Source organism: Bradyrhizobium sp. SZCCHNS2022, assembly GCF_032377575.1.
Taxonomy (GTDB): Bacteria; Pseudomonadota; Alphaproteobacteria; order Rhizobiales; family Xanthobacteraceae; genus Bradyrhizobium; species Bradyrhizobium aeschynomenes.
On record NZ_JAUHHZ010000001.1, the window covers coordinates 3,609,254 to 3,620,923 of the forward strand.

Genomic DNA, 11,670 nt, shown 5'->3' on the forward strand with positions numbered 1-11,670 from the left:
CTTCCTCATCCCCTCAGCTTCGCCGGCCTTACTTGGCTACGAAGCCGGCTTCCGTCATCAGCTGCTTGTTCAACGAACCGTCCTCTTCGAGGAACTGCAGCATGTCTTTGCCGGTGAGGAAGATCGGCTTGAGCGCCTGCTTCTCCATATAATCCTTGTATTCCGGCGTCTGAACCAGCTTGCTGAACAGGTCGACATAGAACTCCTGCTGCTCCTGGGTCACCTTGCCCGGCAGGAACATGCCACGCAGCATCAGGTACTGCACGTCCAGCCCCTGCTCCTTGCAGGTCGGAATATCGTTCCAGGACTGGGTTTCCGTGACCTTGGTCGTGTAAGAGATGCGCTCCTTGTCGAACACGCAGAGCGGACGCACCTGGCCGGCGCGCCAGACTTCAAGGTTCTCGGAAGGATTGTTCACGTTGGCCTCGGTGTGCCCGCCGACCAGTTGGGTCGCAGCCTCACCGCCCGACTTGTAGGGCAGATAGGAGAACTTCGCGCCGGTCTTCTTCTCCATGAAAACGGTCAGCACGTGGTCTTCGCGCTTGGATCCGGTGCCGCCCATCTTGAACGGCGAGCTCGATGCCTTGGCGGCGTCGATGAACTCCTTCACCGTCTTCGGGCCGTTGACATTGTCCCACAGCACGAACTGGTCGAGCGCGATCACGGCAATGGGCGACAGCTCACGCCAGTCGAACGGCAGCTTGGCCGACAGCGGCAGCATGTAGATCAGCGAATAGGCGATCAGGACCTTGTTCGGATCGCCGTCGCTGGATTTCATGTACATCAGCGCTTCGGCCCCGGAGGCGCCGCCCTTCAGCGACACGACCACCGGCTGCTTCAGAAGATTGTTCTTCTGGATCGCGGCCTGCATCATCCGCGCCATCTGATCGGAAGCACCGCCGGCGCCGGCGGCGACGACGATCTCGACCGGCTTGGTCGGCTCCCAACCGGCAGAGGCCGGCGCGCTTGCGAAAATGGCAGCCGCAGCGGCTGCGATCGTGATCAGATTACGCACGTGTTTCATCCCCCGTTCAAAGCACCAGCTTGTGTCCTACCAGGATACTGCCGGCTTATTGTGGTCACTTCAAGAACACAAGCGAGATGCGGCCTCATGACATCAGCATAAGGTCGCACGATCAGCATCGGACTACTTGCCCTTCCAGTTCGGCGTCCGCTTGTTCAGGAACGCGTCCATGCCCTCGCGGAAATCCTCGCTCATATAGGCGCGCAGGATCAGGTCTTCGCCCTCGTCGCGGGACAGCGTACGGCGGATGCGGCGCACGGCCTCTTTCGTGACTTCGAGCGTGATCGGTGCATGCGAGGCAACCAGTCTTGCCGTCTCCAACGCTCGCGCCTGCAGGGTGTCGACGTCGGGCACGATCTCGCTGAGCAGGCCGAGCGCGAGCGCCTCCGGCGCCTCGACAAGGCGCGCCTTGAAGATCAGGTCCTTGGTCCGCGCCGGTCCGATCAGCGAGACCACGCGCGAAATATTCGACATCGACAGACAATTGCCGAGCGTGCGCGCGATCGGAAAACCGATGCGCGTGCTCTCGGTGCCGATGCGGATGTCGCAGCAGGCGGCGATGCCCGCGCCACCGCCTGTGCATGCGCCCGCGATCGCCGCGATGACCGGCACGCGGCACAGTTCGAGAGTTCCGAGCACGCGGTCGATACGCGCCTCATAGTCGAGCGCGTCCTGCGCGGTCTTGAAGGCGCGGAATTGGGAGATGTCGGTGCCGGAGGCGAAGGCCTTGTCGCCCGCCCCGGTCAGGATCAGCGCCTTGATCGAGCGGTCGGCGTTGATGGCCTCGCAGATCGAGGCCATCCGGTCGTACATCGCGAACGTCATCGCGTTGCGCGCCTGCGGCCGGTTGAAGGTGATCTTGGCGATGCCGTCGTCGACGGCATAGATCAGATCGTCGGAGCCGGTCGCAGGAGCGTTCATCAGGCCACCTTCGGAATCGGCGCAGCCTCGCGCGCCTTCAGGACGTCCATTGCGGCGAGCACGCCACCGGCGCGATGCGGGACATTGGCGAGCGCGAGGCCCATCTCGACGCCAGACAGCGTGCCCATCAGCATCAGGTCGTTGAAATGGCCGATATGGCCGATGCGGAACACCTTGCCCTTGATCTTGTTCAGGCCGGTGCCGAGCGACATGTCGAAGTTCTCGAGCACGGTCTTGCGGAACGCATCGGCGTCATGGCCCTCGGGCATGACGACGCCGGTCAGCGCCGGCGAATGCGCCTGCGGATCGGCGCATTGCGTGTCGAGGCCCCAGGCCTTCACCGCCGCGCGCGTCGCGAGGCTGTGGCGGCGGTGGCGTGCGAACACGTTCTCGTGGCCCTCCTCCTCCAGCATCTTCAGCGCCTCGTTGAGGCCCATCAAGAGATTGCAGGCCGGCGTATAGGGGAAGGTGCCGAGCTTGTTGAAGGTGATGATCTCCTGCCAGTCCCAATAGGAGCGCATGCCGGGATTGGCCTTGGCGACGGCGAGCGCCTTCTCGGAGACGGCGTTGAAGCCGAGGCCCGGCGGCAGCATCAGCCCCTTCTGCGAGCCGGCGACGGAGACGTCGATGCCCCAGGCGTCGTGCTCATACTCCATCGAACCAAGGCCCGAGATGGTGTCGACCATCAACAGCGCCGGATGGCCGGCACGATCGAGCGCCTTGCGCACCTCCAGCGGCGGTGTCAGGCAGCCCGTTGAGGTCTCGTTGTGAACGACGCAGACGGCCTTGATCTTGTGCGCCTTGTCGTCGACGAGGCGCTGCTCGATCGCCGCGATATCGGCGCCGTGACGCCAATCGCCGGGGATGAAATCGACGTCGAGCTTGAACTTCTCGGCGATGCCCCGCCACAGCACCGCGAACTGGCCGGTCTCGGCCATCAGCACCTTGTCGCCGGGCGCGAGCGTGTTGACGATTGCGGCTTCCCATGCGCCGGTGCCGGACGACGGATAGATGATCACCGGCTGCTTGGTTCGGAAGATCCGTTGCGAGGCGGCCAGCACCGCGAAACCGAGTTCCGCGAACTCCGGACCGCGATGGTCGAGCGTCGGCATATCCATCGCGCGGAGCACGCGGTCGGGCACGTTGGTCGGCCCCGGAATCTGAAGAAAATGCCGTCCTGTGTGCACAGTCATTGGCGTCCATCCCCGGTCATTTGGTTGGCGCGCGGACGTGGCATCCCACGCGTTCGCCGCGCTTTTCTCCCGCCAGACCGCTGGCGTCAATAAAGAAGACGCGAGCACCGAGCGCTTCGGGCTGACATCCCTCAGATGCACACGATTCCCCTTTTTCTGTGCAGTGCGGCACGAGCCGTTGTGCCCCGGAGCCGCACGCGATTTCGCCTCATTTCACAACCGCGAGATGCCGCGGCGCATTGCCGGGCAGCGGCTGCTCCAGGAGCGCCATGGCCGCATCGACGCCACCGCCACGATGCGGCACACCGGCGACACGCATCCCCATCTCGACACCGCTCAGCGCCGCCATCAGGGTCAGCTCGTTGCACTCGCCGAGATGGCCGATGCGGAACACCTTGCCGGCGACCTTGGACAAGCCCGAGCCGAGCGACATGTTGAAATTGTCCAGCACGACCTGGCGGAACTCGTCGGCATTATGGCCCGGCGGCATCAACACCGCGGTCAGTACCGGAGAGTAGTCCTTCGACTCCTGGCACAGCACTTCAAGACCCCAATGCTCCACTGCCGCCCGGGTCGCTGCCGCGAGGCGCTGGTGACGCGCGAACACCTGATCGAGCCCCTCCTCGAGCAGCATCGCGATCGCTTCACGCAGGCCGTAAAGCAGATTCGTCGCCGGCGTATAGGGGAAGAAGCCGTTCGCATTCAGCTTCAGCATGTCCTCCCAGTCCCAGAACGAGCGCGGCATCTTGTTGGTCTTGGCCACCGCGCGCGCCTTGTCCGAGACGGCGTTGAAGCCGAGCCCCGGCGGCAGCATGAAGCCCTTCTGGGAGCAGGACACGGCGACGTCGACCTTCCACTCGTCGAAGCGGAAGTCGGCCGAGGCGAGACCGGAAATGGTGTCGACCATCAGCAGCGCCGGATGCTTGGCGCGATCCATCGCCGCGCGCACCTCGGCGATCCGGCTGGTCGCGCCGGTCGAGGTCTCGTTGTGCACGACCATGACCGCCTTCAGCTGATGCGCGGTATCGGCCGTCAGCTTCTCCTCGATGACCGAGGGATCGACGCCCCGGCGCCAATCGCCGGGAATGAAATCGACCTCGATGCCCCAGCGCGCCGCCATCTGCCGCCACAACGTCGCGAAGTGGCCGGTCTCAACCATCAGCACCTTGTCGCCAGACGACAGCGTGTTGACGATTGCGGCCTCCCAGGCTCCGGTACCGGAGGACGGATAGATGACGACGGGGCTCGTGGTCTTGAAGATCTTCTGCGAGCCGTCGAGAACAGCCTTGCCGAGTTCGGCGAACTCGGCACTGCGGTGATCGATCACCGGCATATCCATGGCTCGCAACACCCGCTCGGGCACCGGACTCGGGCCCGGGATGTGCAGGAAATGACGGCCTTGGTGACGGGTCACAGCGCAACTCCAGAGAATAGCGGCATTCTGACACCCATGATTGCATGCAATTTTTTGCTTTACAAGTGTCATACGCATGCATTTCTGCGGTCGACCATATCTGTAACACCCGCTACAATCGCACCGATGAGTTCCACGATTCCACATATCGAAACCGTCCCTTTGGCCGAGCCGACAGGCCGCCCTTCCCCTGCGCGCGACGAGACCTCGCTGCACGAGGAGATCCTGGCGCGGCTGCGCGACTACATTGTCGAGGGTCATGTCGCAGATGGCGGCCGGCTGTCTGAGCGGCAATTGTGCGAGATGCTGGGCGTCTCGCGCACGCCCTTGCGTGAAGCTCTCAAGGTCCTTGCGGCTGAAGGGCTGGTGGAGCTGCTGCCCAATCGCGGCGCCCGGGTGCGCCCCTTGAGCGCTGCCGACATTCAGGAATTGTTCGATCTGATGGGCGGCCTGGAGGGCCTCGCCGGCCGCCTCGCCTGCGAGAAGATCTCGGATGAAGGCGTCGAAAAAATCGCGCAGTATCATCACGATATGTACGGTTTTTACATGCGACAGGACATGCAGGGCTATTTCCGCATGAACCAGCTCATCCACCGTGCGATCGTCGATGCGGCCGCCAATGCCACACTTCACGCGACGTATGAGAGCCTCGCAGGCCGTATCCGGCGGGTCCGCTTCTCGGCGAACTTCGCCCGCAAGCGCGAGCGTTGGAGCGAGGCCATGCGCGAGCACGAATTGATCCTCGACGCGCTGCGCCGGCGCGCCGGCAGCGAGCTGTCGGACATCCTATTCCAACACCTGCGCAACAAGGGCGCCGCGGCGATCGCCTATTTCGGCGAGGAGCAGACGACCGCCGCACCGGCGACCGAGGGAAAGCCGGCCAGAGTAGACTAAGGTCGAGATCGCTCCCTCAAAATTGCATGCAATCTGGTTGACGATATCTCATAAATGATTGACACCGGGCCGAGGCCCGTGGAACTGCGACGCCACCAGGCCCGACCAGGGATCATCATGCCGAACGCCAAAGCCGGTCCGTCCAGGCTCGAACAGAAGCTCCGTGCCGAGATCACGGGCGATGTCTTCTTCGATCGGTTCAACCGGGGCCGCTACGCCACCGATGCCTCGTTCTACCAGGTCATCCCGGCCGGCATGGTCGTGCCGCGTACCATGGACGAGGCGCTGCGGGCGCTCGCCATCGCCCGCGACGACGGCTACATCGTCACCCCGCGCGGCGGCGGCACCTCGCAATGCGGCCAGACCGTCAACGAAGGCCTCGTGGTCGACTTCTCCAAGCATTTGAGCCGGATCGTCTCGCTCGACGTCGAGGGGCGGACGTGTGTGGTCGAGCCGGGCATCGTGCTCGATGACCTCAACCGCCAGCTCAAGAAGCACGGGTTGTGGTTTCCGGTCGACGTCTCCACCGCCTCGCGCGCCACGATCGGCGGCATGGCGGGCAACAATTCCTGCGGCGGCCGCTCGCTGCGCTACGGCACGATGCGCGACAATACCATTGCGATCGACGCCGCGCTGGCCGACGGCACGCTGGTCCGCTTCGGAGAGGTGCCGCGCGACCTCAAAGACGTCAACGCGCCCGACGAGGCCCGCGCGCTGTTCCGCGACATGCTGGCGCTCGGCGAGCGCGAGGCTGCGGAGGTCGCCGACAAGTTTCCCAAAGTGCAGCGCCGCGTCGGCGGCTATAATCTCGATGCGCTGACTCCGCGCAACTCCGCCAATAATCTCGCGCACCTCCTGGTCGGCTCCGAAGGCACGCTGGCCTTCTCGACCCGCATCGAGCTGAAGCTGTGGCCGTTGATCCGCACCAAGGTGCTCGGCGTCTGCCATTTCGGCAGCTTCTACGAGGCGATGGATGCGGCCCAGCATCTGGTCAAACTGAAGCCGATCGCGGTCGAACTGGTCGACCGCACCATGATTGGACTGGGACGCGATATCGCGATGTTCCAGCCGGTGATCGCGGCGGCCGTGCGGGGCGATCCCGACGCCATCCTCGTGGTGGAGTTCGCCGAGGAGACGACAGACGAAAACCTCGCCAAGCTGAAGCAGCTCGGCGAACTGATGGGCGACCTCGGCTTTGCCTGGACGAACGAGCCTCGCAAATGGGGCGGTGTCGTCGAGATCACCGAGCCCGCGCTGCAGACCGCCGTCGCCGATTTCCGCACCGCCGGCCTCAACGTGATGATGTCGATGAAGGAGGCCGGCAAGCCGGTGTCCTTCGTCGAGGACTGTGCCGTGCCGCTGCCGCATCTCGCCGACTACACGGCGAGGCTCAACGACGTCTTCGCCAAGCACGGCACCCGCGGCACGATGTATGCGCACGCCTCGGAAGGCTGCCTGCATGTGCGCCCGGTGCTGAACCTGAAGCTGGAGAAGGACGTCAAGGCGATGCGCGCCATCGCCGAAGAAGCGTTCGCGATGGTGCGCGAATACAAGGGCTCGCATTCCGGCGAGCATGGCGATGGCATCGTCCGCTCGGAGTTTCACGAGCAGATGTTCGGCAGCCGCATTGTCGCGGACTTCAAGGAGGTCAAGCAGCGCTTCGACCCCAGCAACGTGCTCAATCCCGGCCGCATCGTCGATCCGCCGAAAATGGACGACCGCTCGCTCTTCCGCTATCCGCCGGACTATCGCATCGACGACATCAAGCCCGTGCTCGACTGGTCGGCCTATCCCGGCGCAGCCGGCGGTTTCCAGGGCGCGGTCGAGATGTGCAACAACAACGGCGCCTGCCGCAAGCTCGACGGCGGCGTAATGTGCCCATCCTACCGCGCCACCCGGGACGAGAAGGATGTCACGCGCGGGCGCGCCAACACGCTGCGGCTCGCGATCTCAGGCCAACTCGGTCCGGGCGCGCTGTCCTCTGACGAGATGATGGAGACGCTGAAGCTCTGCGTGTCCTGCAAGGCCTGCCGCCGCGAATGCCCGACCGGCGTCGACATGGCCAAGATGAAGATCGAGGTGCTGGCGGCGCGCGCGACCACGCATGGCCTCACGCTGCGTGACCGGCTCGTGGCCTATCTGCCGCGCTACGCCGATATGGCCGCCCGCATTGCGCCGCTCATGAACCTGCGCAATCATGTTGCGCCGTTGCGCGCGCTGATGGAGCGTGTCACCGGCATCAGCGCCAGACGCGAGCTGCCGGCGTTCCGCACCGACACCTTCCGCGTCGATGCCGACGCATTCGGTCCGACTGATGGCCGCGAGGTTGTGCTGTTCGGCGATACCTTCAACCGCATCTATGAACGTGAGAATCTCGACGCCGCGCTGCGCGTGCTGATCGCCGGCGGCTATCGCGTCTACGTGCCCAGGCCGGCCGATGGCGGCCGCGCGCTCTGCTGCGGCCGGACCTTTCTCTCCGCCGGCCTCGTCGACGAGGCAAAGTCCGAGCTGCAGCGCCTGGTCGAGACTTACGCACCGTTCGCCTCGCGCGGCGTGCCGATCATCGGCCTCGAACCAAGCTGCCTGCTGACGCTGCGCGACGAGCTGCTGTCGCTGCGCAACGACACCGTTGCGAGGACAATCAGCGCCCACGCGCTGCTGCTGGAGGAGTTTCTGGCCCGCGAGGCCGAAAGCGGCCGACTGGCGCTGCCGCTAGGCCCTCTGCCCGGGAAGGCGCTGCTGCACGGCCATTGCCACCAAAAATCCTTCGCCGCGTTCAAGCCCGTTGAGCAGGTCCTGCGCCTCATTCCAGAGCTCACGATCGAGACCATCGAGTCCTCGTGCTGCGGCATGGCCGGCGCGTTCGGCTATGGCGCCGAGACCTACGATGTCTCCTTGCAGATGGCTGAGGCATCACTGTTACCTGCAGTCCGTAAGGCCGACGCTTCGACGTTCATCGTCGCCGACGGCACCTCTTGCCGCCACCAGATCCAGGACGGCGCCGCCCGCGGCGCCGTCCACGCCGCGCAGCTCCTGGCGATGAGCCTCGAGCGAGGGCGCGCATCGACATAGTTCATCGGGTGAGCAAAGCGAAGCGTGCCCGCCGCAGACCTCCTTCTTCGCTAGATGGCGTGCACGCTTCGCTTTGCCTACCAGACCCAGCTCGCTTGACTTAACGACATAGGGAACTCATCGACATGGCCGATCTCACGCTCGACACTGCCCGCAAGATCCTCGACGCCACGCTCGCCAAGGGCGTCGAAAAGAAGCTCAAGCCGCTCGCCGTCATGGTGCTCGACGCCCGCGGCTGCCTGAAGGCAGCTGTCGCACAGGACGGCACCAGCCTGATGCGGGCCGAGGTTGCGCATGGCAAGGCCTATGGTGCGCTAGCGCTCGGCCTCGGCTCGCGCGCACTGTTCCAGCGTGCCCAGGAACAGGCCTATTTCATCGACGCTGTGAATACGCTGGCGCAAGGCCGAATGGTGCCGGTGCCCGGCGGCGTGCTGATCATGGACGGCGCCACGCTGCTCGGCGCCGTCGGCGTCTCCGGCGACACGTCCGACAACGACGAGATCTGCGCCGTCGCCGGCATCGAGGCCGCCGGCCTCAAGGCAAATCCGGGCTGAGCCGCCCGGACCCGAGGGAGCTTTCGACACTCGGCGGCTTCCTTGGTGAGATCTCCCCGGGAGCTTACCAAGGTTTCATCGGTGCGGCTCTCCGCGCCCGAAACATTGCCGGGCGCTGCACGTTTGTCCTTCGGGGCGCGTGGAGAACCCGGACATGCCTCGCAGACCAGCCCGCACCATCATCATCACCGGCGCCTCGGCCGGCGTCGGTCGCGCCATCGCCAAACGCTTTGCCGAAGCCGGCGATCGCGTCGGCCTGATCGCGCGCGACGGGGAGGCGCTGCGCGAAGTTCAGCGCGAGTTGCAGGCGCGATTTGCCCATGCCGAATACGAGGCGGTCGATGTCGCCGATGCGCAGGCCCTGTCCGATGCCGCCGAGCGGCTCGAGCAGCGACTGGGCCCGGTCGACATCTGGATCAACGATGCCATGGAGACGGTGTTCTCGACCGTCGCCGACATCACCGCCGACGAATTCCGCCGGGTCACCGAGGTCACCTATCTCGGCTTCGTCCACGGCACGATGGCGGCGCTGCGCTCGATGCGTCGGCGCAACGAAGGCAGGATCATCCAGATCGGCTCGGCGCTCGCCTATCGCGGCATTCCCTTGCAGGCAGCCTATTGCGGCGCCAAGCACGCCATCCGCGGCTTCACCGACTCGCTGCGCGCCGAGCTGATGCACGAGCGCTCGCGCATCACGCTTTGCATGGTCGACCTTCCGGCCGTGAACACGCCGCAATTCGACTGGGCACGTGCCCACCTGGCGCACACGCCCCGCCCGATGGGCCGGCCGGTCCAGCCCGAGGTGATCGCCGACGCGGTCTATCGCGTCGCCGCCGGCGGCTTCCGGGAATATTGGATCGGCTGGCCGACGCTGCTCACCATCCTCGGCAACGCCGTCGCGCCGACGGTGCTCGACCGCTATCTCGCCGCCAAGGCCTTCGCCGGCCAGCAGACGGATGTTCCGCTGGTGCCCGACCGTACCGACAATCTCGACCATCCGATCACCCGCCTGCACCGCACGCGCGGCTCCTTCAGCCAAGGCGCAGCGCAAAAGGCTGTGCTGCTGCCCGGCGATGTCGCCCGCGCCGCGACCGTCGCGATCGGAGCGGCGATCTTCTTTGCGCTGGGAGCGACGATGAGCCGGCGACGCCGGCGCTAGAGCGCGGGCCTTGCGCGACACCGGCGAGCTGCGCTTCTCTGTTCCGCGGCATTTATTGCGGTCCGGAGCGCTTCCATGACGATCGAGAGCATCAGCGCGATCACCATCGCCACCCACGACATGGCCCGCGCGGTCACCTTCTATCGCGCGCTCGGCTTCGACGATATTCCCTATGGCGGCGCGGAGTCGCCGTTCACGACCTTCCGCGTCGGCACAGGCTTTCTCAACCTGATCGCCACCCCTACGGACAAGCAATGGAGTTGGTGGGGTCGCATCATCTTCCATGTCGGCGATGTCGACGCCGTTTACGCCAAGGCGCTCGCCGCGGGATTCTCGCCCTCGACCACGCCGCGCGACGCCGAATGGGGCGAACGCTATTTCCATCTCACCGATCCCGACGGCCACGAGCTGAGCTTCGCCCGACCGCTTCGGCGCTGAGCTAGCCGAGCTCGAAGGTCGTAACGCCGAACACCCGCTCGATCCGCAGTGGGGCGACCGGCCCGGTGTACATGCGCGCGGTCTCGAACACGGGCTTCAAGCCGAGGCTTTCGGCCAGACCCACCGAATCCGGATTAATCGCGGGGGCGTCGATGAAAACCTCGGCTGCGCCGGAAACGGTCAGGAGGGCCGAGAGCACGGCCTCGGCGTCACGACGCAGATCCGCAATCAACGGGCCGATCTTGTAGCCTGTGCGGCATGGGCGGATCACTCCCCAGGCAGCCAGCGCGCCGTCGCGGATGAGCGCGCGGCCGACATGTCCCGGGCTGGCGATCCAGGCCTGCAAGAATGCCGGGCGCGCGGCAGGAAAAACTGCCGCGTCGGACGCTTCGATGTCGCCCAGCGGCACGTCGACCAGGGGGACGATATCGCCGCCCGCCGGCGCCGGCAGCGCCCCCGCAGGCATCCCGCCGTAACGCACATTGGCGTAAGCGTAGCTGAAGCCGGATCTGCGGTAGTTGTCCCGCTGCGCAACCACGCCGTCGAGACCGATGACGCGCGATCCCGCATGTCCCACAGCCGCCTGCCAGAGCCGGAGGCCGTACCCCTGTCCGCGCATGTCAGGCCGCACGATGTAGAAGCCGAGAAAGGCAAAGCGGTCGTCGTAGTTCACGCAGGACACCGTGGCCACTGGTACGCCATCACGCTCGGCCACGAGGAAGCCGTGGGGATCGACCACGGCAAAACACGCGGCGTCGGACAGGCCGGGATTCCACCCCTCGGACGCCGCCCAGTCCACGGCCAGCGCAATCTCGTCCCGACGCAGCGTCCGGATGATGAGACCATCGGTTGCATGGGTGCCTGGCGGCGTCATGTCACTATTCTAGATTCTCGAGCGCGGTCGCGCATCAACAACGAAACCTTGATTGACGGAATCTCCACTGCTTCACATTTCCACTTCGCGCCGGTTCTCGCGGCTGCAATAAAAGTTCGTACCCGCC

General features: G+C 65.3%; 10 protein-coding genes. 5 read left to right on the plus strand and 5 right to left on the minus strand.

Translation table 11 applies throughout. From position 1 onward, the window contains the following. Window positions 1-28: 28 nt before the first annotated feature. The 4 genes from QXZ94_RS16005 to QXZ94_RS16020 form a co-directional block, all read right to left on the minus strand. Complete coding sequence (locus tag QXZ94_RS16005) at window positions 29-1,015, minus strand: tripartite tricarboxylate transporter substrate binding protein (protein ID WP_315721214.1); 987 nt, start codon at window positions 1,013-1,015, stop codon at window positions 29-31. Window positions 1,016-1,147: 132 nt separating this feature from the next. Next, window positions 1,148-1,945 (minus strand): enoyl-CoA hydratase/isomerase family protein, encoded by a 798-nt coding sequence (locus QXZ94_RS16010; RefSeq protein WP_315721215.1) that lies wholly within the window; start codon window positions 1,943-1,945, stop codon window positions 1,148-1,150. Next, window positions 1,945-3,138 carry a pyridoxal-phosphate-dependent aminotransferase family protein gene (locus QXZ94_RS16015; RefSeq protein ID WP_315721216.1) on the minus strand — a complete coding sequence of 398 codons (1,194 nt, stop codon included), beginning with the start codon at window positions 3,136-3,138 and terminating at the stop codon, window positions 1,945-1,947. The genes QXZ94_RS16010 and QXZ94_RS16015 overlap by 1 nt, the downstream gene beginning before the upstream one ends. 208 nt (window positions 3,139-3,346) lie before the next feature. Further along, on the minus strand, window positions 3,347-4,552 hold the full coding sequence (locus QXZ94_RS16020) for an alanine--glyoxylate aminotransferase family protein (RefSeq protein ID WP_315721217.1): 1,206 nt from the start codon (window positions 4,550-4,552) through the stop codon (window positions 3,347-3,349). 126 nt (window positions 4,553-4,678) lie between these two features. On the opposite strand from QXZ94_RS16020, the gene QXZ94_RS16025 reads away from it, so the two are divergent. The 5 genes from QXZ94_RS16025 (at window position 4,679) to QXZ94_RS16045 (ending at window position 10,669) form a co-directional block, all read left to right on the plus strand. Continuing rightward, a complete protein-coding gene (locus tag QXZ94_RS16025) occupies window positions 4,679-5,446 on the plus strand; it encodes a GntR family transcriptional regulator (RefSeq protein ID WP_315726298.1) in 768 nt (255 codons plus the stop codon). 117 nt (window positions 5,447-5,563) lie between these two features. Then, window positions 5,564-8,518 carry an FAD-binding and (Fe-S)-binding domain-containing protein gene (locus QXZ94_RS16030; RefSeq protein ID WP_315721218.1) on the plus strand — a complete coding sequence of 985 codons (2,955 nt, stop codon included), beginning with the start codon at window positions 5,564-5,566 and terminating at the stop codon, window positions 8,516-8,518. 125 nt (window positions 8,519-8,643) lie between these two features. Then, on the plus strand, window positions 8,644-9,072 hold the full coding sequence (locus QXZ94_RS16035; RefSeq protein WP_315721219.1) for a GlcG/HbpS family heme-binding protein: 429 nt from the start codon (window positions 8,644-8,646) through the stop codon (window positions 9,070-9,072). A 154-nt stretch (window positions 9,073-9,226) separates the two neighbouring features. After that, window positions 9,227-10,231 carry an SDR family oxidoreductase gene (locus QXZ94_RS16040; protein WP_315721220.1) on the plus strand — a complete coding sequence of 335 codons (1,005 nt, stop codon included), beginning with the start codon at window positions 9,227-9,229 and terminating at the stop codon, window positions 10,229-10,231. A gap of 75 nt (window positions 10,232-10,306) precedes the next feature. Continuing rightward, window positions 10,307-10,669 (plus strand): VOC family protein, encoded by a 363-nt coding sequence (locus tag QXZ94_RS16045; protein ID WP_172112644.1) that lies wholly within the window; start codon window positions 10,307-10,309, stop codon window positions 10,667-10,669. Window position 10,670: 1 nt separating this feature from the next. Here QXZ94_RS16045 and QXZ94_RS16050 read toward each other — a convergent pair whose 3' ends face one another. After that, entirely contained in the window at window positions 10,671-11,543 is an 873-nt protein-coding gene (locus tag QXZ94_RS16050; RefSeq protein ID WP_315721221.1) for a GNAT family N-acetyltransferase, read from the minus strand. Window positions 11,544-11,670 lie beyond the last annotated feature (127 nt).